Raw genomic sequence first — 22,726 nt, forward strand, 5'->3', positions numbered from 1 at the left:
CTACAATGCCGGTATCATTGATTAGCGTGCCATTTTGGGCACAACGGGCCAGAGACCATGAAAGAGAAAGAAAAGGCAGAGATCAAGCGCCTGAGCGACCTGCTGGACGCCTTGAACCACAAAGACGCCACCGTGATCCAACAGGGCAACCCTGAGTTGATCGCGCAGCACACCAAAGAAAAAGAGAAACTGGCGACGGAGATCGAGCGCCTGAAAGACGTGCGTGGCGAGAAGCTGAGCGCCGAAGCGCAGAAGCTGAGCAAGCTGCCGTTCAGCCGCGAGATCACCAAGAAAGAGCAGGCCGATATGGGCGCGCTGAAGAAAAGCGCGCGCGGGCTGATTGTGGTGCACCCGATGACCGCGCTGGGCCGCGAGATGGGCCTGAAAGCGGTCACCGGTTACGCCAAGAAAGCGTTCTGAACCCCCGGGCGTCAGACCTTGGTGGTGAAATACGCCTTGGTCTGATAGGGCACGGTGACCGTGTCCTGGCCCTGCAACTCCTCTTCTTCCGCCACCAGTTGGCGCAACCGATCGATAACCTGCTCCTGTTGCGCCTGTGGCAGTGCGGCGATAAAGCTGGTTGAACGTACCCGGTTGTAGATCACGTCCTCCACCGCGCCGCGGTGGCCCAGCATAAAGACCTGCTCCTGCAGCGGTTCAAAGCCTTTGAACGGGAAGAATTTGCGCCATTCGCCGGTATAGAAACGCGGCGCATCCCCTTCGTGGCTGTCGACGATCTGATTCAGTTTACGCACCCAACCGACACGCGCATCGCGCATGTTCCACACCAGACCGAGTTTGCCGCCGGGCTTGAGAATACGCTGGATTTCCGCCAGCGCCTGCGGCGTGGCGAACCAGTGGAAGGACTGGGCGCACACCACGGCATCGACCGACTCGTCCGGTAGCGGGATCGCGTCGGCGGTGCCCGCCAGCGTTTTCACCTGCGGCAGCGCCGCCGACAATTTTTCCAGCATTTGCGGCACCGGTTCGACGGCGATCACCTGCGCGCCGGTTTCCAGCAGGCGCGGAGTGAACTTGCCGGTACCGGCGCCGAGATCGATGACCGTCATGCCGGCGTGCAGGCCGATAGACTCACGCAGCCAGGCGGCGATTTCCGGCGGGTAATCCGGCCGGCCTTTCACATAGCGATCGGCGTTGGCCTGATAGCCCTCGGCGGCGGCGTGATGAATCGAATGGGTCGGGGTGGTCATATACCTGGCTCCTGGCTGAAAAACACGCGGCTACAGTATAGGCGGAAGAAGAGGGTTAACGCGGCATTCGGCGCACGTTTTTCATCTTTTCCGCCAGCGATTTCAACGGCCGAGCAGGCGACGGTTGAAGTCCTCGAGGCGCCCTTCGGCAAGCCGCGTGAGCATGGTCTTGCTCCAGCTGGCGGAGAGGCCGGCCACCGCCAACAGGCGGCGATATTGTTCCGCGTCGAACGGCATGTGCCAGGCGATGGCGATGGCTTCGGCCACCGACACGTCGCTGTTGCGCGCCGCCAGCTCCAGCGGACGATCGCCGCTGACCGCACCCGGCGAGACCACCCGATACAGCCAGCCGCAGCGGCCGCTTTGCTGCATCAGCACCGAAATATCCTCGATGGCGAAGTGGTAGTTGAGCTTGAAGCACGGCGAGCGCGGCTGGGTGACCTGGATCAGCGCTTCGCCCCAGCGGAAGATGTCGCCCATAAACACATTGTGTTCGGTCAGTCCTTCGGTGGAGATATTCTCGCCGAAGGCCGGGGCGCAAAACTGCTCGGCCTGCGCCGGAAACTGTTCGCGCCAGTGGGCATAATGCTCGCGCGGGTAGTGGCACAGCGCGCGGTCCGGCCCGCCGTGGTAGCTTTTCTCGGCTTGCTCGTCGCCTTCCAGGCCGAGCGGCGTGAGCCGGATGGCGCCATCCACCTGGCGTTTGGCGATGGCGCTGGGGCGCCCGCCTTCATAGGGTTGAATATTGCCGATGTAAACGTCTGGGTGATGCATGTGCGCCTCCGTGTCTCGCGTCGAGGGCTCAGCATAGCCTGAGTTGTGTCAGGGGGACATAACAACCCGCCCGAAAATCCTCGGGCGGGGGCGTGGCGTCAGAAGGTGGTCCAGTTCTCCTCCGCTGCGGCGTTGGCGGCCGTGGTTTTTACGGCAGGCGCTTTCGGCGCGGCGGTTTTCACGGCGGTGGGTTCGGTCTGCTCCGCCAAACGGAACACCGAAACGCTCTGCAGCAGCATGTCGGCCTGTTCTTCCAGCGAATCGGCGGCGGCGGCGGACTCTTCCACCAGCGCGGCGTTCTGCTGGGTGGTGTGATCCATCTCGACGATCGCCTGGCCAATCTGGGCGATGCCGCGCGTCTGCTCATCGGAGGCGGCGGCGATTTCAGCCATGATGTCGCGCACGTGGGTGACCGAGCGGACGATCTGTTCCATGGTGTTGCCGGTGCTTTCCACCAGTTCGGTGCCGGTTTTCACCCGGCTGACCGACTCGGCGATCAGCCCTTCGATCTCCTTGGCCGCTTGGGCGCTGCGGCTCGCTAGGCTGCGCACTTCGCTGGCGACCACCGAGAAGCCGCGTCCCTGTTCGCCGGCGCGCGCCGCTTCCACCGCGGCGTTGAGCGCCAGGATGTTGGTCTGGAAGGCAATACCGTTGATCAGGGTGGTAATTTCAGCGATACGCTGCGAACTGCTGGAGATATCGCGCATGGTGCTGACCACGTTCTCCACCAGCTTGCCGCCCTGTTGCGCGGTCTGCGAAGCGTCGGTGGCCAGCTGATTGGCGTGATGGGCATTGTCGGCGTTTTGTTTCACCGTGGCGGTCAGCTGTTCCATGCTGGCCGCGGTTTCTTCAACCGCCGCCGCCTGCTGTTCGGTGCGGGAGGAGAGATCGGTGTTGCCGGCGGCGATTTCCGCGGAGGCGGTGGAGACCTGGCTGACCCCCATCTGGATCTTCTCAATCATAGTGCGCAGATTTTGGCTCATCGCCGCCACCGCGTTCAGCAGTTGTCCCAGCTCGTCGCGGCGGGTACTGGTCTGCGCCTGGCGCAGATCGCCGCTGGCGATGCGTTCCGCCATCGCCAGCGTGCTGTGCAGCGGACGGGTGATCTGCAGCGTGATACGCCAGGCGATAAGTATCCCGGCGATGATGGCGATCAGGGTGGTGATGCCCATCTGCAGCTGCGCCAGGTTGATGTTGCTGCGCGTCTGCGCCAGTTCGTCCTGCATAAAGGCGTTCACCAGCGTGCCGATCTCATGCGCGCGTTCGCCGAGCTGCCGGCTGATCTGCTGTTCGTGCTCATAGGCCGGCAGGTAGGCCGCGATGCGGTTTTTGTAATCGTCCAGGGCGGCCAGCAGCGGTTGCAGCTGCGGGCGCTGCGCGTCGCTGACCCGGCGGCTCAGGGCGTTGGCCGCGTCGCGCGCGTCGTCGATGGCCGCCATCAGCGGCGCTTCGGTTTCCTTGTTCAGGCTCAGCAGCAGACCGCGCGCGCCGTAGCGCACCTGGGTCAGCTTCTGGTTCAGTTGAATGAAGGCCAACTGCAGATCGCCGTTGGTGAGCTGGCGCTCCACCTGGCTCAGGCTGGCCTGCACTTCCGACATGTTCCAGCTCTGGCGCACCGCGTCTTTCGCCGAGACCGCCTGCTCAAAGATTTTTTGCTGTTGCTGATATTCCCCAATCAGCGTCACCAGACGCTGCAGATCCTTGCGGCTTTGGGCGTCCCAGTCCAACGCCTGGCCCTGGTCTATCAGTTTGACGGCGTTATCGATATTGGCGCGATTGTTCTGCAGATACTCCGGCTGGTAGGTCTGGCCGTACATGGCGCGGTTGTATTTGGCCTGGTTGATCTCCTCGTTCAGCCGGTTGCTGAAGTCGATGCGATCGGCGCGGGATTCGATGATGTGCAGGTATTGCGCCCCGGTGCCGGCGATGACGACCGCCAACAGCAGCAACAGCGCGAAGCCGAGGCCGAGCTTTTTACCTACGGTGAGATGAGTGAACTTTCCTGCTAATGCTTGCAATGCCGCCATAGCGTTTTTCCTTCTCCGGGCGAACGTCAATTGAACAAACCATCGGCAAGAAGTGGTCAAACTTTAGCGGATTTCAGGCAAAAAAATACCCGCCGGCGGCGGGCATCTTCATCAACGGGGGCGAATTACTTCTTCGCGGCGAAGCGTGCGGCGGCTTCGTCCCAGTTGACCACGTTCCAGAACGCCTTGATGTAGTCAGGGCGTTTGTTCTGATATTTCAGGTAGTAAGCGTGTTCCCACACGTCCAGACCGATGATTGGGAAACCGGAAGCGCCGGCGACGGCTTCGCCCATCAGCGGGCTGTCCTGGTTGGCGGTAGACACCACGGCCAGCTTGCCGTCTTTCAGCACCAGCCAGGCCCAACCGGAACCGAAGCGGGTGGCTGCGGCTTTCTCGAACTCTTCCTGGAATTTCTCAACGCTGCCGAAATCGCGCTCGATGGCCGCTTTCAGATCGCCGCCCAGCGTGGTGCCGGTTTTCAGGTTTTTCCAGAAGAAGCTGTGGTTGGCGTGGCCGCCGGCGTTGTTGCGCATGAAGGTGCGTTTGTCGGCAGGCACTTTATCCAGATCCTGGATCAGCTCTTCAACGCTGTATTTGGCCAGCTCAGGGTAGGCTTCCAGCACGGTGTTGGCGTTGTTGACGTAGGTCTGGTGGTGTTTGGTGTGATGGATTTCCATCGTCTGCTTGTCGAAATGCGGTTCCAGTGCGTCGTAAGCGTACGGCAGGGATGGCAGTGAATAACTCATAATCATCATCTCCAGTGGTGTATGGGCGGCGCAAAGGGCGAGCACCGCGTAAGCAGTCGGATCATTATAGTTAATTAAATGATATTGAAAATGATTATCAATGCCCTGTGAAGTGTGTGGTTAATGTACAAATCGATGCGCTAACATACTGATAGAAGAGGGCGGCGGGTGGCCGCGTCAAGCCATCGCCCCGGCACGTTGGTTACTCTCTATACTGTAGGGAGCGCCAAGGTCGAAATGTATCGAAATGTGCCAATGCGTTCACTGAATGAGCACGAGTGTGTAACAACCACAAGCACGCTGTGGTAATATGGCCGGCGTTCGTAGCAAGCATAACAACAGTGACATTCGCGTTTGCCGCGCTAGCGGGGCAGGCGCATTTAAACAATGTGACAATCGAGAGTAAAGGAGACCCCCATGCAGGTCAGCAGAAGGCAGTTCTTTAAGATCTGCGCTGGCGGTATGGCAGGAACGACGGTGGCCGCGCTGGGCTTTGCCCCCGAAGTGGCGTTGGCGGAAACCCGGCAGTACAAACTGCTGCGCGCCCGTGAGACCCGTAATACCTGTACGTATTGTTCCGTCGGCTGTGGGCTGTTGATGTACAGCCTTGGTGATGGCGCCAAGAACGCCAAAGAAAGCATTTTCCATATCGAAGGGGATCCGGATCACCCGGTAAACCGCGGCGCGCTTTGCCCGAAAGGTGCCGGCCTGGTTGACTTCATCCACAGCGAAAGCCGCCTCAAGTACCCGGAATACCGGGCGCCAGGGTCGGACAAATGGCAACGCATCAGCTGGGACGACGCCTTCACCCGCATCGCCAAGCTGGTGAAAGAAGACCGCGATGCCAACTTCATCAAAACCAACGACCAGGGCGTTACCGTCAACCGTTGGCTGACCACCGGCATGCTGTGCGCCTCGGCCGCCAGCAACGAAACCGGTTTTCTGTCGCAAAAATTTAGTCGCGCTCTCGGCATGCTTGCCGTAGACAACCAGGCGCGTGTCTGACACGGACCAACGGTAGCAAGTCTTGCTCCAACATTTGGTCGCGGTGCGATGACCAACCACTGGGTTGATATCAAGAACGCGAATTTGATTATCGTCATGGGCGGTAATGCGGCGGAAGCGCATCCGGTGGGGTTCCGCTGGGCGATGGAAGCCAAAATACACAACAATGCCAAGCTGATCGTGATCGATCCGCGCTTTACCCGAACCGCATCGGTGGCGGACTTCTACACGCCGATCCGCTCCGGGACCGACATTGCTTTCCTGTCGGGCGTGTTGCTGTATCTGATGACCAACAACAAGTTTAACCGCGAGTACGTCGAGGCCTACACCAACGCCAGCCTGCTGGTGCGGGAAGACTTTGCCTTCGAAGACGGCTTGTTCAGCGGCTACGACGCGGAAAACCGCAAGTACGACAAAACCACCTGGAACTACCAGTTCGACGAGAACGGCTTCGCCAAGCGCGACGTCACGCTGCAGGATCCGCGCTGCGTGTGGAACCTGCTGAAGCAGCACGTGAGCCGCTACACGCCTGACGTGGTGACCAACATCTGCGGCACGCCGAAGGACGATTTCCTCAAGGTGTGCGAATACATCGCCGAAACCTGCGTCGCGGATAAAACCGCTTCGTTCCTGTACGCCCTGGGCTGGACTCAGCACTCGGTCGGCGCGCAGAACATCCGTACCATGGCGATGATCCAGCTGCTGCTCGGCAACATGGGCATGGCGGGCGGCGGCGTCAACGCGCTGCGCGGCCACTCCAACATCCAGGGTCTGACCGATCTCGGCCTGCTGTCGCAGAGCCTGCCGGGCTACATGACGCTGCCGTCGGAGAAACAGACCGATCTCGACACCTACCTGAAGGCCAACACGCCGAAGGCGCTGCTGCCGGGCCAGGTAAACTACTGGGGCAACTACCCGAAATTCTTCGTCAGCATGATGAAGACCTTCTACGGCGATAAGGCGCAGAAGGACAACAGCTGGGGCTTTGACTGGTTGCCGAAGTGGGACAAAGGCTACGACGTGCTGCAGTACTTCGAGATGATGGCGCAGGGCAAGGTCAACGGCTACTTCTGCCAGGGCTTTAACCCGGTGGCATCGTTCCCGAACAAAAACAAGGTAGTGGCTTCGCTGTCCAAGCTGAAGTTCCTGGTGACCATCGATCCGTTGAACACCGAGACCTCCAACTTCTGGCAGAACCACGGCGAGTTCAACGAGGTGGATCCTTCGCAGATCCAGACCGAAGTGTTCCGCCTGCCGTCCACCTGCTTCGCCGAAGAGAACGGTTCGATCGTCAACTCCGGCCGCTGGCTGCAGTGGCACTGGAAAGGCGCGGACGCCCCGGGCGAAGCGCTGAACGACGGCGAGATCCTGGCGGGCATCTTCAGTCGCCTGCGCGAGATGTATGCGCGCGACGGCGGTGCGGTGCCTGAACAGGTGCTGAACATGCGCTGGGACTACCTGACGCCGGACAACCCGGCGCCGGAAGAGGTGGCGCAGGAGAACAACGGCAAGGCGCTGGCGGATCTGCTGGATGCCGACGGCAAAGTGGTGGTGAAAAAAGGCGAGCTGCTCAGCTCGTTCGCGCAGCTGCGCGACGACGGCACCACCGCCAGCGGTTGCTGGATCTTCGCCGGCAGCTGGACGCCGGCCGGCAACCAGATGGCGCGGCGCGACAACGCCGATCCGTCCGGCCTCGGCAACACGCTGGGCTGGGCCTGGGCATGGCCGCTCAACCGCCGCATTCTGTACAACCGCGCCTCGGCGGATCCGCAGGGTAAACCGTGGGATCCGAAACGCCAGCTGCTGGAGTGGGACGGCGCCAAGTGGGTCGGGGCCGATATCCCGGACTACAGCACCGCTGCGCCGGGCAGCGACGTCGGGCCGTTCATCATGCAGCCGGAAGGCATGGGCCGCCTGTTCGCCACCGACAAGATGGCGGAAGGGCCGTTCCCTGAACACTACGAGCCGTTCGAAACGCCGCTCGGCACCAACCCGCTGCACCCGAATGTGGTGTCCAACCCGGCGGCGCGCGTGTTCAAGGACGATCTGGCGGCGATGGGCAAATCCGACAAGTTCCCGTACGTCGGCACCACCTATCGTCTGACCGAGCACTTCCACTACTGGACCAAGCACGCGCGGCTGAACGCCATCGCGCAGCCGGAGCAGTTCGTGGAGATCGGCGAAAAGCTGGCGGAGAAGAAGGGCATCAAGCAGGGCGATACTGTGAAGGTCAGCTCCAACCGCGGCTACATCAAGGCCAAGGCGGTGGTGACCAAGCGTATTCGCACGCTGCAGGTGCACGGCCAGGAAGTCGACACCATCGGCATCCCGATCCACTGGGGTTACGAAGGGGTGGCGAAGAAAGGCTTTATCGCCAACACGCTGACGCCGTTCGTCGGCGACGCCAATACGCAAACGCCGGAGTTCAAGGCGTTCCTGGTCAACGTGGAAAAGGTGTAACGGAGACGAATTATGGCCATGCAATCTCAAGACATCATTCGTAAATCCGCCACCAATGGCTTCACGCCGGCGCCGCGCGCCCGTGACCACCAGGAAGAAGTGGCCAAACTGATCGATGTCACCACCTGTATCGGCTGCAAGGCCTGTCAGGTGGCCTGTTCCGAATGGAACGACATCCGCGACGAAGTGGGGCACAACGTCGGGGTGTACGATAACCCCGCCGATCTGACCGCCAAGTCGTGGACGGTGATGCGCTTCTCCGAGGTGGAGGAAAACGGCAAGCTGGAATGGCTGATCCGCAAGGATGGCTGCATGCACTGCGCCGATCCGGGCTGCCTGAAGGCCTGCCCGTCGGAAGGCGCGATCATTCAGTACGCCAACGGCATCGTCGACTTCCAGTCCGAGCACTGCATCGGCTGCGGCTACTGCATCGCCGGCTGCCCGTTCGACGTGCCGCGCATGAACAAGGACGACAACCGGGTGTACAAGTGCACCCTGTGCGTCGACCGCGTGGACGTCGGCCAGGAACCGGCCTGCGTGAAAACCTGCCCGACCGGCGCCATTCACTTCGGTACCAAGGAAGCGATGAAGCAGGTGGCGGCGGATCGCGTCAGCGAGCTGAACACCCGCGGCTACCAGAACGCCGGTCTGTACGATCCGGCAGGGGTGGGCGGCACGCACGTGATGTACGTGTTGCACCACGCCGACAAACCGCAGCTGTACCACGGTTTGCCGGACAACCCGAGCATCAGCCCGGCGGTGACCTTCTGGAAGGGCGTGTGGAAACCCCTGGCGGCCATCGGTTTTGCCGCCACCTTCGCGGCCAGCGTGTTCCACTATGTCGGCGTCGGGCCTAACCGCGTCGACGATGAGGATGAGCACGACGAGTCGCATGACGAGGAGACGCGCAAATGAGAAAGGAAAAGCCCATTCAGCGTTACAGCGCACCGGAGCGCATCAACCACTGGATCGTGGCGTTTTGCTTCGTGTTCGCCGCCATCAGCGGGCTGGGGTTCTTCTTCCCCTCCTTCAACTGGCTGATGAACATCTTCGGGACGCCGCAGCTGGCGCGCATTCTGCACCCGTTTGTCGGGGTGATCATGTTTGCCGCGTTCCTGCTGATGTTCCTGCGCTACTGGAAGCATAACCTGATCAACCGGGAAGATATCGTCTGGGCCAAGAACATCCACAAAATCGCCATGAACGAGGAAGTGGGTGACACCGGGCGCTATAATTTCGGCCAGAAGTGCGTGTTCTGGGCGGCGATTATCAGCCTGGTGCTGCTGCTGGCCAGTGGCGTGGTGATCTGGCGGCCGTATTTCGCGCCGTCGTTCTCCATCCCGCTGATCCGCATCGCGCTGCTGGTGCATTCGCTGGCCGCGGTCGGCCTTATCATTGTGATTATGGTGCACATTTACGCCGCATTGTGGGTAAAAGGCACCATTACCGCGATGGTGGAAGGCTGGGTGCCGGCGGCCTGGGCCAAGAAACATCATCCGCGCTGGTACCGTGAGGTCCGCGAGAAACGACAGGAAGATAAACCCTGATGAGTATCCGCATCGTTCCTAAAGAGCAGTTAGGGGCACAGCGTGAGAAGTCCACAACGGCGGAGAACATCCCGCCGTTACTTTTCGCCAACCTGAAAAGCCTGTACAGCCGCCGCGCCGACCGTCTGCGTCAGCTGGCGGTCGACAACCCGCTGGGCGACTACCTTAACTTCGCCGCCGAACTGGCGCAGGCGCAGCAGCATGCGCTGCACGATAATCCGCTGGCGCTCGATCTGAGCGAAGCGTTGGCGCAGGGCGCCGCCAGCGGCAAACCGCCGCTCGATCTGAGCGTGTTCCCGCGCAGCGAGCACTGGCGCAAGCTGCTGACGTCGCTGATCGCCGAGCTGCGTCCGCAGGCGCCGGAGCACATTCTGGCGGTGCTGGACAACCTGGAGAAGGCCTCGGCGCACGAGCTGGAGCTGATGGCCGACGCCTTGCTCAACCGCGAGTTCGGCAAGGTGGGCAGCGAGAAGGCGCCGTTCCTCTGGGCCGCGCTGTCGCTCTATTGGGCGCAGATGGCCAGCCTGATCCCCGGCAAGGCGCGCGCCGAATACGGCGAGCAGCGTCAGTTCTGCCCGGTGTGCGGCAGCATTCCGGTCTCCAGCATGGTGCATATCGGCACCGTCAACGGCCTGCGCTACCTGCACTGCAACCTGTGCGAAAGCGAATGGCACGTGGTGCGGGTGAAGTGCAGCAACTGTGAGCAGACCCGCGATCTCAACTACTGGTCGCTGGACAGCGAACAGGCGGCGGTGAAGGCGGAAAGCTGCGGCGACTGCGGCACTTACCTGAAGATCCTCTATCAGGAAAAAGACCCGCAGGTTGAAGCGGTGGCCGACGATCTGGCTTCGCTGGTGCTGGACGCCCGCATGGAAGAGGAAGGCTTCGGCCGCAGCAGCATCAATCCGTTCCTGTTCCCGGCGGAGTAACCGCCCGGCCCCGTTCGCGCGGGGCCGGACCCGCAATTTAAGAACGGGCTTCTGGCATTCGCCCGGGCGAGTTGCTACGTTTAGGCCATGACGCGCCAAGCGAAAGGAACCACGATGTTAAACACCCTGGCAAAACTGACCGCGGTCGCCGTGCTGGCGATCGGACTGGCGGCCTGCGACAACAAGGACGACACCAAACCGGCGGTGCCGCCACCGGATACCAAACCGACCGTGACGCAGCCCGCGCCACCGCCGCCTGCGCCGGTAGAAACCCCGCCCGCGCCGCCGGGGCTGAACGTGTCGCTGCAGAAGGGCAAAATCACCTTCGAGTTGCCGTCAGGCTTTAGCGATCAAACGCTGAACAGCGGCATCGTCAATGACAGTACCTCCACTATCCAGCGCTTCCTCGATGGCAAGTCGCGCCAGAGCGCGGTTTCGTCCGAAGTGATCCCGCCGGACGGCATGAAGATCAATACCAGCGACAAAATGCTGAAAGAGCTGACGCAGAGCGCCATTACGGTGCTGGCCGAGCGCTATCAGAATATCCAGACCACCAAAGAAGAGAACTTCACCGTCGGCAAACAGAAGTTTCGCCGGGTGGATACCGAGCAGACCGTCAACGGCCAAAAGGTGGTGTCCACCCTGGTGTTGACGGTGTTCAACAAACGGGTGGTAACGCTGCAAATGCTGTCGCCGGCCAAAACGCCGGAAGTGCATCAGGCGCTGGTGCAGCGGATTATCGATACTCTGGCGGTGAAGTAAGGGCATTGCGCCGCGGCCAGGACGAAGCGGAGGAGACCGGATGAAGCTTATCGGCAGTTACACCAGCCCCTTTGTGCGCAAGATTTCCGTGATGCTGCTGGAGAAGGGGATCGCGTTTGAATTCGTCAACGATCCGCCGTATGAGCCCGGCAGCCGGGTGAAGGAGCAGAACCCGCTCGGCAAAGTGCCGGTGCTGATCGCTGATGACGGCGAGGTGTTTTACGACTCGCCGATCGTGGCCGAATACCTCGAACTGCTGACGGTGGAGCCGGCGTTTTTGCCGGCCGATCGCGCCACCGCGCTGCGCGTCCGCCGGGTGGCGGCACTGGCGGACGGCGTGACTGAAGCGGCGGCGACGCTGTTCCGCGAAAGCCGGCGCGCGCCGGAAAAGCAGGACGAAAACTGGATGCTACGCCAGCGTGACAAGCTGACGCAGGGCCTGGACGCATTGGAGGCGCTGGCGCAGGAAAAAACGTGGCTCAATGCCGAGCGGCTGACGCTGGCGGATATCGCCACCGGCTGCGCGTTGGGCTACCTCAATTTCCGCCACATTCTGCCCAACTGGTGCGTCCAACGTCCGGCGCTGGTCAAGCTGGCCGAACGCCTGTTCGCCCGCGAAAGTTTCGCCCGCACGGCACCGCCCTGAACGTTCTTTTCTCCCCGCCGCGGCGGGGTTTTGCTATGCCGATACGTCTAAATTGAAAACCGAGCGACCATGAGCACTGAATCCCACCTTCTTTACAGTCAACTGCCCGCCATCGACCGTCTGCTGCGTGAACCCGCGATTGAACCGCTGGTGGCTCAGCATGGCCAGACGCTGATCGGCGAACTGTTGCGCCGGCTGCAGGCCCAGGCGCGCGACGCTATCAAGCAACAGCAACGTTTACCGGCCTGGTGCGGCGACTGGCCGCAGGCGCTGCGGGCGGAGCTGGCCCGGCAGCAACGCCCGGCGTTATTGCCGGTGTTCAACCTCAGCGGCACCGTGCTGCACACCAACCTCGGGCGCGCCCTGCTGGCGCAGCCGGTGAAGGACGCGGTCAGCGCGGTGATGGGAGAGGCGGTGACGCTGGAGTACGATCTGGACGGCGCCGGGCGCGGTCATCGCGATCGGGCTGTGGCGGATCTGCTGTGCCGGCTGACGGGCGCGGAAGACGCCTGCATCGTCAATAACAACGCGGCGGCGGTATTGCTGATGCTGGCGGCGATCGCCCCCGGCAAAGAGGTAGTGGTGTCGCGCGGCGAGCTGGTGGAAATCGGCGGCGCGTTTCGCATTCCCGACGTGATGCGTCAGGCCGGCTGCCAATTGGTGGAAGTCGGCACCACCAACCGCACCCATCTGAAAGATTACCGCCAGGCCATCAGCGAGCAGACTGGCCTGTTGATGAAAGTGCACACCAGCAACTACAGCATTCAGGGCTTTACCGCGGCGGTCGACGAGGCTGAACTGGCGCTGCTCGGGGCCGAACAGGGCGTGCCGACCGCCACCGATCTGGGCAGCGGCTCACTGATCGATATGGCGCAGTACGGCCTGCCCGCCGAACCGATGCCGCAGCGGCTGCTGGCCGCCGGCGTCGATCTGGTGACGTTCTCCGGCGATAAGCTGCTGGGTGGCCCGCAGGCCGGCATCATCGTCGGCAAAAAGGCGCTGATCGCTCGCCTGCAGCAGCATCCGCTCAAGCGCGCGCTGCGCGTCGGCAAGCTGACGCTGGCGGCCCTGGAGGCCACGCTGCGGCTCTATCTGCAGCCGGAAAAACTGGCTGAGCAGCTGCCGACGCTGCGGCTGCTGACCCGCCCGCAGCAGGAGATGCAACAGGCGGCCGAGCGGCTGCTGGCGGCGCTGAGACCACGGTTCACCGCCGATTTCGACCTGCGCGCCGAACCGTGCTGGTCGCAGATTGGCAGCGGTTCGCTGCCGGTGGATCGCCTGCCCAGCTATGCGCTGACCTTCACGCCGCGCGACGGCCGCGGCGCCACGCTGGAAGCGTTGGCTGAGCGCTGGCGCCGCCTGCCGCAGCCGGTGATCGGCCGCCTCGGCGACGGCCGGCTGTGGCTGGATCTGCGCTGTCTGGCACAGGAAGGGGCGCTGATCGACGCGTTGAGCGCATCATGATCATCGCCACCGCCGGCCATGTCGATCATGGCAAAACCACCCTGCTGCAGGCGATCTCGGGGATCAATGCGGATCGCCTGCCGGAAGAGAAGCGCCGCGGCATGACCATCGATCTGGGCTACGCCTACTGGCCGCAGCCGGACGGCCGGGTGTTGGGCTTTATCGACGTGCCCGGCCACGAAAAATTCCTCGCCAATATGCTGGCGGGTGTCGGCGGCATTGACCATGCGCTGCTGGTGGTGGCCTGCGATGATGGCGTGATGGCGCAGACCCGCGAGCATTTGGCGATCCTGCGCCTGAGCGGGCGCCCGGCGCTGACGGTGGCGCTGACCAAGGCCGACCGGGTGGAGGCGGCGCGTGTCGACGAGGTGCGCAGTCAGGTGCGCGACGAGCTGGCGCGCCAGGGCTGGCCCGATGCGCCGCTGTTTGTCACCGCTGCGGCGGCGGGAGAGGGCATCGAGGCGCTGCGCGCGCATTTGCTGGCGTTGTCGCCCGGCGAGCACGCGCTGACGCGCCGTTTTCGCCTGGCGGTAGACCGTGCGTTCAGCGTCAAAGGGGCGGGGCTGGTGGTGACCGGCACCGCGCTGGGCGGCCGGGTGAAGGTGGGGGATACGCTGTGGCTGACCGGCGCCGACGCGCCGGTGCGGGTGCGCGGCCTGCATGCCCAGAATCAAACCGTGGAACAGGCGCAGGCCGGGCAACGCATCGCGCTTAACATCAGCGGCGATGTCGATAAAGAGCGGATCGCGCGCGGCGATTGGCTGCTGGCGCAGCGTCCGCCCGAAGCGGCGGAACGCATTCTGGTGGCGCTGGAGACGGATCGGCCGATCCGCCATTGGCAGCCGCTGCATCTGCACCATGCCGCCAGCCACATCACCGGGCGCATTTCGCTGCTGAACGACGGACTGGCGGAACTGATCCTCGATCGCCCGCTGTGGCTGGCGGAAAACGATCGGCTGGTGCTGCGCGATATCGGCGCGCGGCAAACGCTGGGCGCGGCCCGGGTGCTCAGGCTGAATGCGCCCAAGCGCGGCAAGCGTCAGCCGGACTATCTGGCATGGCTGCAGGCCTTGGCGCAGGCGCAAGACGACGTGCGGGCGCTGGCGCTTGAGCTGCCGCACGGCGCGTTGTCGCTGGTGGCGTTCGCCTGGGCGCGTCAGTTGACCGACGACGGCCTGGCGGCACTGCTGGCGAACCGCGATCTGCTGATCGTCGGTGACCGAGCGCTGGCGCAGGAGCAGGTGCAACAGGCGGAGAGCCGCCTGCTACAGGTGCTGGCGGAGTATCACCAACAGCACGCCGACCAGCTGGGGTTAGGACGCGCCCGCCTGCGGCGCATGGCGCTGCCTCAGCAGCCGGAAGCGCTGGTGTTTATGATGATCGATCGGCTGCTGAAGGCCGGCGCGCTGCGCAATACGCGCGGCTGGCTGCACTTGCCGGAACACGGCCTGGCGTTCAGCGCCGACGAGGCGCCGCTGTGGGCGCGCATCGAACCGCTGTTCGGCGACGAGCCGTGGTGGGTGCGCGATCTGGCGAGCGAACTGGGCGAGGAAGAGAGCCGGGTACGGGCGCTGCTGCGCAAGGCGGCTCAACTGGGCCATGTGACGGCGGTGGTGGTGGATCGCTACTACCTCAGCCGGCGCATCGATCAGTTCGCGGCGCTGATCCGCGAGCTGGATGCGGAGCGCGGGGGCGCCAACGCCGCCGATTTCCGCGATCGGCTCGGCGTCGGGCGCAAGCTGGCGATCCAGGTGCTGGAGTTCTTCGATCGCAGCGGCTTTACCCGCCGCAAGGGCAACGAGCATCTGCTGCGCGACGGCGGGCTGTTCGGTAGCGAGTCCCCTACCCGATAAACCTGACGGCGGCCCGGCTGACGTCGGGCGTTTGGGCGGTGAGAAACGCCTGTAAACGTTCGATCAGCGGCCGTTTTGCCGATTCTTCCGGCCAAACCAGATAGTAACCGTCGCCGGTACGCACGGCGGCGTCACAAGGCAGCGCCAATAACCCCTCCTCAATCGTCCGCAGGCTCAGCGCCAGATCGCCGATCGAAACGCCGTGCCCGGCGATGGCCGCCGCGTTGCCCTGTTCCAGTGAATCAAATACCTGGCCACGTGTGAGATCGATCGGGGCTGCGATGCCGCTTTTTTGCAGCCAGCGCCGCCAGTCGCGCCGATCGGGCGAAGGATGGATCAGCGGGCAGGTGGCGAGATCGCGCTGCCCGTCGGCGAGCAGCGCGGGGGCGCAAATTGGGATCAGCCATTCGTCGAACAGCTTGGCGGCGGCGGTGTGGGCGCCGAAATGGCCGTTGCCGAGCAGGATGGCGCAGTCGTAGGGTTCGCTGAAAAAATCCACGCTGTCGATGTCCATCCACACGCTGGCTGCCTGCACCTCGAACGCCTGCGCCGTTTGCCGGAATCGGCTCAGGCAGTCCAGCAGCCAGCGTAGGGTCAGGGTGGAGGGCGCCTTCATCCGCAGCAGATCGCGGTGGCTTCTGAACAGCTCGCAGGCTTGTTCGATGCGGCCAAACCCTTGCTGCAGCTCGGCGGCGAAGATTTTTCCCTGCGGGGTGACCTCGATGCGTGGGCCGTTGCGCTGGAACAGCCGACAGCCGAAGTGCTGCTCCAGCGTTTTGATGTGCTTGCTGACGGCGCTGGGGGTGAGATGCAGCTCGTCGGCGGCCAGCGTGAACGAGCCGGTGCGGGCGGCGCTCTCGAAAGCGCGCAGGGCGTAAAGCGGCGGAAGGGAACTGGCCATCGCGGCGTCTCTAAGAATGAGTCTGGCTCACAGTAAACGACAGGATTACTCCTTTTTCAAGGCGGGGGCTACGGCACCATAATGATCCGACGCCAACCGCCTGAATGTGAGTGAAATAAAGATGAACCTGTCGTTGCTGGCGGCGTATTTCGCCGCCATTTTCTTGCTGATCGCCACGCCAGGGCCGGTGGTGATGATGGTCGCCAACACCGCGGCGCGCTTTGGCGCCCGGCGCGCGCTGTTGACCGCGCTGGGCAGCAATGGGGCCTCTTTGTTGCTGATCGGTATTGCCGCGCTGGTTGTCACCGGGCTGTTCGCGGTGGATATGCGCTTGCTGCAGTGGATAGGCCTGCTGGGCTGCCTGTTTATCGGCCGCATGGCGATCGCCTCGCTGTATGAGGATTTATCCGCACGAACCCCCGATGCGCAGCCCGTTGCACCATCGCAAAAACGCTCGGCGATGGCAAACGGTTTTCTGGTAGGCATCGCTAACCCCAAGGACATCATCTTCTTCGTCGCCTTTTTCCCGCAGTTCATCGCCGTCACTCCCTCGATCGGCGCCAGCCTGACGCTGCTGACCGCGCTGTGGGTGCTGGCGGATTTCGCCATCTTGCTGGCCTATATCACCCTGCTGTCGGGAAAGGCGCTGCAGCGCGCGCGGCGGGCGATCTCTGTCCTGTCGGCGTTGCTGCTGTTGGGGGTGGCGGTAGTGGGAGCGGGGTATGCGCTGTGGGGGCTGCTCGGCTGAGGCCGCATAAAAAAACGCCGGTCGGGAAACCGGACCGGCGTTTTATCGTCGCGTTTACACCGCGCCGGTCGGCTGCGGTGTGGGGTCGCCGTTGCGGCGTTTGCCGAGGAACAGCGCCACCAGCGTCAGCCAGCACAGGCCGCTGATGAGGTTGAACAGGTTGAACAGCCCGCTGCCGCCCCAGACGTAGGCGACCTTGGCCAGCTCGATGCCGACGGTGAATACCATCATGCTCAGCATGCCCATAGTGGCCGACACCGTGCCTTTGCTGACATTGCTGGAGAACAGCGTCAGGCGGTACAGCCCGGCGTTGGCGAGGCCGATGCCGAAAGCGTACAGGCTCAGGCCGGCGGTCATCCACAGGTAGGCGTGGCTGGAGAACTGGGTTGCCAGCGCGGCGATCAGCAGCCCCAGCAGCATCGGGCCCGCGCCCAGCTTGATCAGGCGCTCCACGCTGTTTTTGCCGGTCAGGCGCGCCAGCGTCAGGTTGCCGAGGATCAGCGCGCCGAACACCGGGATTTGCAGCAGGCCGTAGTCCAGCGTCGACAGCGACTCACCGCTGATCAGGATCACCGGTGACTGGGCGATCCAGGCCAGCAGCGGCAGGCTGGCGAAACCGATCGCCAGCGCGCCGCACAGGAAGCGGCGGTTGCCCAGCACCTGGCGGTAGTCGCGCCACAGGTTGGCGGCGGAAAACGCCTCGCCCTGCAGCGTGGCGGTTTCCGGCATGGCTTTCCACAGGCCGTAGAAGGCGATGGCCGCCAGCGCCGCAAACAGCACGAACATGCTCTGCCACGGCGCGACGTGGATCAGCGCCGCGCCGGCCAGCGGCCCGAGCAGCGGGGCGATCAGCGCCACGTTGGCCATCAGGGCGGTGATTTTGATGCACACCGATTCTTCAAACGACTCCTGGATGGTGGCGTAGCCGACCGCGCCGATAAAGCACAGGCCGATGCCCTGCAGGAAACGCATGGCGATGAACTGCTCGATGTTGGTGACCAGCAGGATCGCCAGGCAGGAGACGATAAAGAACGCCACCCCGGCCAGCATCACCGGGCGACGGCCGCGGCGATCCGACAGCGGCCCGAGCAGCCACTGCAGGAAGATGCCGCCGGCCAGATAGGCGGTCATCGAGGTAGGCACCCACTCTTCGCCGGCGTTGAAATCCGCCACGACGGCCAGCATGCCCGGCTGAATCATATCGTTGCCGATATAGGTGGCGAACTCGAACAGCACCAGACAAAGAGGGAATAAAAGCGCCTGTCGGCCCAAACGTGCCGCAGGTGGTAATGTCGTTTTCATATTATTGTACTGATAGTAAAAGAGAAAAAGGAACTGCCAGGGCGGGAAGCGCAAACTGAGCGAGTTATGGCGGCTATTTTGCCGCCAATTGTTCACCTTCGCAATCATAAGGTGTTGTTTAAGTGCATTCTGATATTTCGCTTTTGGGTTGTCGCCGAACGCCGTGCCCGATAACCTCTTCTTAACATATCAATATGACACAAGATCGGGCGAGCGTTTGAGCGAGAAAATCGGCTGGATAGACAACCTGCGGGCGATGGCGTGCATGATGGTGGTGATGATCCACGCCACCACCTATTACGTCACCAACGGCGCGGCGATAGGGCTGCACAACTGGGATATCGCCAACGTGCTGAACTCGCTGTCGCGCGTATCGGTGCCGCTGTTCTTTATGATTTCCGGCTACCTGTTCTTCGGCGAAAAGAGCGCCGGCCGCCGGCATTTCACCCGCATCATCTGCTGCATTCTGTTCTACAGCGCCATCGCGCTGATCTATATCGCGGCCTTTACCAAGATCGGTTTCTGGCCATCGCTGCGCGGCATGTTGCAAAAGCCGGTGTTCTATCATCTGTGGTTTTTCTACGCCATCGCGGTGATTTACCTGCTGTCGCCGCTGATCAGCGTCAAACCGGTGTCGCGCTACGCCCTGGCCGCCGCGCTGGTGGTGTTGGCGGTGATCGCCAACCCGAATACCGACAAGCTGACCTTCGGCAACGCGCACCTGCTGCCGGTTAACCTGTATATCTACGGCGATACCTTCTACTACCTGCTGTATGCGCTGGCCGGGCGGGCGATTGGCATGATGGAGGCGCGCGGGCGCGCCGTGGGCTGGCTGGCGGCATTGGGATTTGCGCTGTGCGTGGCGCTGATCGCTCGCGGCACCAAACACCAATTGTTCATCAACGGCAACTTCGCCGATACCTACTACATCTACAGCGGCCCGCTGGTATTTATGGCGGCGGTGGCGCTGCTGGTGTGGGTGAAACACTGTTTGCCGCAGCCGATCGGCTGGCTGAGCGCGTTCTCCCGCCATTCGCTGGCGATCTACGGTTTTCACGCCCTGATCGTCAACGTGATGCGCAGCCGGCACCTGGACTTCACCGGCCACCCGCTGCTGGATATCTTCTGGGTGTTCGGCGTGGCGCTGGGGCTCAGCCTGCTGCTGTCTGTCGGCCTGCAGCGGCTGGATACCCGCCGGCTGGTGTCATAGCGGCGAGTGCTGGCGCTGCTGGGCGCGGCGCAGCTGCCGCCCGGAAGAAAAACCGGCCGCCAGCGCGGCCTTCTCCAAGCCATACCCTTGCTGCAGGCGCTGTTGCGCCACCGCCAGCCGCAGCTGCTCATGATATTCCCGCACGCTGATGCCGACGTGGCTGCGAAACAGCCGCGCCAGGTGGCGGCTGCTGACGTGCGCCTTCTCCGCTATCTGCGGCACCGACCAGTCGGCCTCCGGCTCGGCGGCCATCATGTCCTGCGCGCGGTGCACCGCCGGGTGCAGGTGGTTGCGGTAGCGCAGCCAGGGCGACAGCTGCGGATCGTCGCCGGCGCGGCGGAAATAGACCACCATATCGCGGGCGACGTCGCGCGCCCGGCCGGAACCGCAGTGGCGGTGGACCAGGTGCAGCGCCAAATCGATGCCGGTGGTGATGCCCGCGCTGGTGTAGACGCCGCGATCTTCGACGAAGATACGGTTCTCTTTCACCTGCGCTGCCGGCGCCTGCCGGCGGATACGTTCGATGACGTCGTGGTGGGTAGTGCACTGATAGCCGTCGAGCAGCCCGGCCTGCGCCGCCAGCAGCGCGCCGGAACAGATGCACACCAGGGTGATGCGCTGCCGCTGCAGGTCGGGCCGCAGCGTCGCCAGCCAGCGGCGCGCCTGCTCGGCCTCTTCCCCGGCGAAATAGCGCTGCGAATCGCCGACGCCCGGCAGCACCAGGATGGCACCGTCTTCCAGGCGCTCGGGCAACGGCTGCAGGCCGCTCAGCGTCATGCCGATGGAGCAGACGATCTGCGGCGCCGGGCTGAGATAACGCAGGGTGAACTGCCCGGCGAGGCGCAGGGTTTCCGCCGGGCCGCTGACGTCCAGCGACAACACGTTGGGCAACAGCAGAAAATAGACGGCCTGCGACATGGTTACTCCTGTGCGAGTTGCGCCAGCGCCTCATCCACGCTGGCGATGCGGGCAAAACGATCGACCAGTACGGTTTCAGTATGCCGTTTCAACTGCGCGGGGGTAAAGACTTCGCCGTCGGGATGGCGCATCGGGAAGGTCAGCGTCGCCTCGGTGACGAAAGTCACCCGATAACCGAGATCGGACGCCACCCGGGTGGTGGTTTCGCAGCACTGCTCGGTGCGGATGCCGGAGACGATCAGGTGGTTGATATTCCGTTCGCGCAGCCAGGCGTCGAGGCCGGATTCGGTCAGCGCATTGTGCACATGCTTATGCACGGTGATATCCGCCTGGTGGGTGAGGAACGGCAGGCGCTGCACATGGCCTGAAGCCAGTGAGAATGGCCCCTGCGGCGAAACGTGCAGCACGTCGACCAGCGCCGCGCCGTGCCGTTGGCAGCCCGCGATCAGGCGGGCCAGCGCCTGCTGAAACGCCGGCAGGTCGTCCTCTTGCCAGAATGGACGGTGCTGGAATGATTGCTGGACATCGATGATCAATAACGCGCTCTGTGACATTTTCGGCCCTCCGCCAGTGTGTGTAGCGACCATCTTGCGCCGCTACTGACTCTGGCAGAAGGCCAAAAACGGCCATCATGATGACAACAGCGGACCGACCTTAGGCTTTGCTCACCTGGCCGGCGACCAGGCGCCCCTGATGGAAGGTGGCGTTGCGCGCCGGCAGACGGGCGACCGCCTCGGCGGAGCAGCTGGCGTTGACCAGCACGAACTCGGCGGCATCGCCGGCTTTCGGCCAGGCGCGCTGCCCCTTATCGTCCAGCGGCAGCACGCCGCCGGTGGAGATGGCCATGGCACGCGACAGGTGATACTCGTCGGAACCGCGGTACAGCTGGGCGTACAGATTGGCCTTCTCCAGGATGTCGCCGGTGCCGAACGGCGACCAGTGGTCGATCACGCTGTCGGTGCCGGTCATCACGAACACCCCTTTCTCGCTGAGCTGCGGCAGCGGCATCATCAGGCCGCCGATCGGTACCGTGGAGGCGATGGTAATCTGCTGCGCCGCCAGCCGGGTGGCGGTTTCCGCCAGTTCGCCCGGCGTCAGCGTGGTCAGGGCGAAAGCGTGGCTGATGGTGACCTTGCCGCGCAGCGCCGGGTTTTTCTCCACGGTGGCGATCATGTAGTTAATGGCGGCGACCCCAGCCGGGCTGGTTTCATGCAGGTGGATATCCACGCCTTTGCCGGTATCGAGGGCGATCTGGAACATGGCGTCGAGCGATTTCTCCATCACACCGTCGACGTTGGTCGGATCGAGACCACCGACGTACTGTACGCCCATCTGCATCGCTTCGCGCATCAGCGCATCGACCTTGGAGTGCAACAGACCGTGCTGCGGGAAGGCGACGATTTCACAGCTAAAATCCGCCCGGTGGTTTTCCAGCGCGCGCTGCAGGTGTTCCAGGCTTTTCAGGCCGCTGACCGGATCGATATTGCAGTGGCTGCGTGCCACGGTGCTGCCTTTGGACTGCAGCAGGGCGATCAGGTTTTCCGCCCGCTGCTGCGAGGTGGGCAGCAGTTTCGGGATCAGCGTCTGCTCCAGCGCGATCATGTCCATGATGGTTTTGCCCTGGCGCGGGCGCGGTGCCTGCCATGGGCCGCTGTAGAAGGTTTTGTCCAGGTGGATGTGCATATCGCGGAACGCCGGCAGCAGCAGCTGGCCCCGCGCCTGATAGCGGGGCACGCCGGCGGGCAACGCGGCGTTGGCGGCGTGAATGGCGGCGATCTTGCCGTCTTTGATCTCCAGTGTGTACAGCGCGGTGCGGGTGCCGATCACCGTTTCGCCGTCGTATTCAAAGCCGTCTTCCAGCCGCACCTCGCTCAGGCAGTAGTGACGATCGGTCAGGGTCATCGGCGTTGGCGCACATGGCTCGCCGCCAGGCGAAGCGGCCTGCGCCATGCCGCCGGTCAGGCCGATCACCGCGCAGGCGGTGGTGAGTTTGCCGGTTTGGCTGAGGAAGGCTCTGCGGCCCGGTTGCTGAGGGTTTTCCACGTTCGGTTCCTTAATCCAGAGGTGAGGGAGTGAAAACATCCCCCAATTTAGGAGAGGAACCGACCGGTTGGCAGCGACATTTGCCACTGGTGACTATTCGATTTGGTAATGATCGGCGTCTGCCGGCGGAAGGGTGCTCTTGGCTTGCTCTTTCGCAGCTTTAATGGCTACATTTGTAGT

General features: G+C 63.1%; 20 protein-coding genes. 11 read left to right on the plus strand and 9 right to left on the minus strand.

From position 1 onward, the window contains the following. Positions 1-57: 57 nt before the first annotated feature. Positions 58-420, plus strand: a complete 363-nt coding sequence (locus tag ACJ8IL_RS16235; protein ID WP_025304785.1) for a YibL family ribosome-associated protein — start codon at positions 58-60, stop codon at positions 418-420. A gap of 11 nt (positions 421-431) precedes the next feature. On the opposite strand, the gene ACJ8IL_RS16240 is transcribed toward ACJ8IL_RS16235, so the two are convergent. The 4 genes from ACJ8IL_RS16240 to sodA form a co-directional block, all read right to left on the minus strand. Continuing rightward, positions 432-1,211 (minus strand): class I SAM-dependent methyltransferase, encoded by a 780-nt coding sequence (locus tag ACJ8IL_RS16240; RefSeq protein WP_043140768.1) that lies wholly within the window; start codon positions 1,209-1,211, stop codon positions 432-434. Between the two features lie 102 nt (positions 1,212-1,313). Next, positions 1,314-1,985, minus strand: a complete 672-nt coding sequence (yiiM, locus tag ACJ8IL_RS16245) for a 6-hydroxyaminopurine reductase (protein WP_025304787.1) — start codon at positions 1,983-1,985, stop codon at positions 1,314-1,316. A gap of 98 nt (positions 1,986-2,083) precedes the next feature. Beyond that, a complete protein-coding gene (locus tag ACJ8IL_RS16250; RefSeq protein ID WP_167324697.1) occupies positions 2,084-4,012 on the minus strand; it encodes a methyl-accepting chemotaxis protein in 1,929 nt (642 codons plus the stop codon). Between the two features lie 125 nt (positions 4,013-4,137). Continuing rightward, the gene (gene sodA / locus ACJ8IL_RS16255) at positions 4,138-4,758 is read right to left on the minus strand and encodes a superoxide dismutase [Mn] (RefSeq protein WP_004934003.1); all 621 of its coding nucleotides are present in this window, start codon (positions 4,756-4,758) and stop codon (positions 4,138-4,140) included. A gap of 417 nt (positions 4,759-5,175) precedes the next feature. On the opposite strand from sodA, the gene fdnG reads away from it, so the two are divergent. The 8 genes from fdnG (at position 5,176) to selB (ending at position 15,424) form a co-directional block, all read left to right on the plus strand. Continuing rightward, positions 5,176-8,223, plus strand: coding sequence for a formate dehydrogenase-N subunit alpha (gene fdnG, locus ACJ8IL_RS16260; protein ID WP_442516664.1), 3,048 nt, complete (start codon positions 5,176-5,178; stop codon positions 8,221-8,223). Between the two features lie 12 nt (positions 8,224-8,235). Then, positions 8,236-9,138 (plus strand): formate dehydrogenase subunit beta, encoded by a 903-nt coding sequence (gene fdxH / locus ACJ8IL_RS16265; protein ID WP_033649532.1) that lies wholly within the window; start codon positions 8,236-8,238, stop codon positions 9,136-9,138. Beyond that, positions 9,135-9,770, plus strand: coding sequence for a formate dehydrogenase cytochrome b556 subunit (fdoI, locus tag ACJ8IL_RS16270; RefSeq protein ID WP_004934017.1), 636 nt, complete (start codon positions 9,135-9,137; stop codon positions 9,768-9,770). Before fdxH ends, fdoI begins: the two co-directional genes overlap by 4 nt. Next, positions 9,770-10,699, plus strand: coding sequence for a formate dehydrogenase accessory protein FdhE (gene fdhE, locus ACJ8IL_RS16275; RefSeq protein ID WP_025304790.1), 930 nt, complete (start codon positions 9,770-9,772; stop codon positions 10,697-10,699). The genes fdoI and fdhE overlap by 1 nt, the downstream gene beginning before the upstream one ends. 114 nt (positions 10,700-10,813) lie before the next feature. Continuing rightward, complete coding sequence (locus tag ACJ8IL_RS16280; RefSeq protein ID WP_060448334.1) at positions 10,814-11,461, plus strand: DcrB-related protein; 648 nt, start codon at positions 10,814-10,816, stop codon at positions 11,459-11,461. A gap of 40 nt (positions 11,462-11,501) precedes the next feature. After that, positions 11,502-12,107 carry a glutathione S-transferase gene (locus tag ACJ8IL_RS16285; RefSeq protein WP_141996935.1) on the plus strand — a complete coding sequence of 202 codons (606 nt, stop codon included), beginning with the start codon at positions 11,502-11,504 and terminating at the stop codon, positions 12,105-12,107. Positions 12,108-12,176: 69 nt separating this feature from the next. Next, on the plus strand, positions 12,177-13,571 hold the full coding sequence (selA, locus tag ACJ8IL_RS16290; RefSeq protein ID WP_060434891.1) for an L-seryl-tRNA(Sec) selenium transferase: 1,395 nt from the start codon (positions 12,177-12,179) through the stop codon (positions 13,569-13,571). Next, the gene (selB, locus tag ACJ8IL_RS16295; protein WP_414104982.1) at positions 13,568-15,424 is read left to right on the plus strand and encodes a selenocysteine-specific translation elongation factor; all 1,857 of its coding nucleotides are present in this window, start codon (positions 13,568-13,570) and stop codon (positions 15,422-15,424) included. Before selA ends, selB begins: the two co-directional genes overlap by 4 nt. On the opposite strand, the gene ACJ8IL_RS16300 is transcribed toward selB, so the two are convergent. After that, positions 15,414-16,325, minus strand: coding sequence for a LysR family transcriptional regulator (locus tag ACJ8IL_RS16300; RefSeq protein WP_197826769.1), 912 nt, complete (start codon positions 16,323-16,325; stop codon positions 15,414-15,416). The two genes, selB and ACJ8IL_RS16300, sit on opposite strands and share 11 nt — an antisense overlap. A gap of 121 nt (positions 16,326-16,446) precedes the next feature. On the opposite strand from ACJ8IL_RS16300, the gene ACJ8IL_RS16305 reads away from it, so the two are divergent. Beyond that, positions 16,447-17,073 carry a LysE family translocator gene (locus tag ACJ8IL_RS16305; RefSeq protein WP_060434888.1) on the plus strand — a complete coding sequence of 209 codons (627 nt, stop codon included), beginning with the start codon at positions 16,447-16,449 and terminating at the stop codon, positions 17,071-17,073. Positions 17,074-17,127: 54 nt separating this feature from the next. On the opposite strand, the gene ACJ8IL_RS16310 is transcribed toward ACJ8IL_RS16305, so the two are convergent. Beyond that, positions 17,128-18,375 carry an MFS transporter gene (locus ACJ8IL_RS16310; protein ID WP_342117599.1) on the minus strand — a complete coding sequence of 416 codons (1,248 nt, stop codon included), beginning with the start codon at positions 18,373-18,375 and terminating at the stop codon, positions 17,128-17,130. Positions 18,376-18,592: 217 nt separating this feature from the next. Here ACJ8IL_RS16310 and ACJ8IL_RS16315 point away from each other — a divergent pair, with 217 nt between their 5' ends. After that, the gene (locus ACJ8IL_RS16315; RefSeq protein WP_141996941.1) at positions 18,593-19,585 is read left to right on the plus strand and encodes an acyltransferase; all 993 of its coding nucleotides are present in this window, start codon (positions 18,593-18,595) and stop codon (positions 19,583-19,585) included. On the opposite strand, the gene ACJ8IL_RS16320 is transcribed toward ACJ8IL_RS16315, so the two are convergent. From ACJ8IL_RS16320 to ACJ8IL_RS16330, 3 genes are all read right to left on the minus strand, one after another. Further along, positions 19,580-20,503, minus strand: a complete 924-nt coding sequence (locus ACJ8IL_RS16320; protein ID WP_442516665.1) for a GlxA family transcriptional regulator — start codon at positions 20,501-20,503, stop codon at positions 19,580-19,582. The two genes, ACJ8IL_RS16315 and ACJ8IL_RS16320, sit on opposite strands and share 6 nt — an antisense overlap. A 2-nt stretch (positions 20,504-20,505) precedes the next feature. After that, positions 20,506-21,057, minus strand: a complete 552-nt coding sequence (locus ACJ8IL_RS16325) for an isochorismatase family protein (protein ID WP_141996944.1) — start codon at positions 21,055-21,057, stop codon at positions 20,506-20,508. 100 nt (positions 21,058-21,157) lie between these two features. After that, entirely contained in the window at positions 21,158-22,546 is a 1,389-nt protein-coding gene (locus tag ACJ8IL_RS16330) for an amidohydrolase family protein (protein WP_442516666.1), read from the minus strand. Positions 22,547-22,726 lie beyond the last annotated feature (180 nt).

The sequence above is a fragment of the Serratia sp. CY47444 genome, assembly GCF_052168635.1.
GTDB lineage: Bacteria > Pseudomonadota > Gammaproteobacteria > Enterobacterales > Enterobacteriaceae > Serratia > Serratia bockelmannii.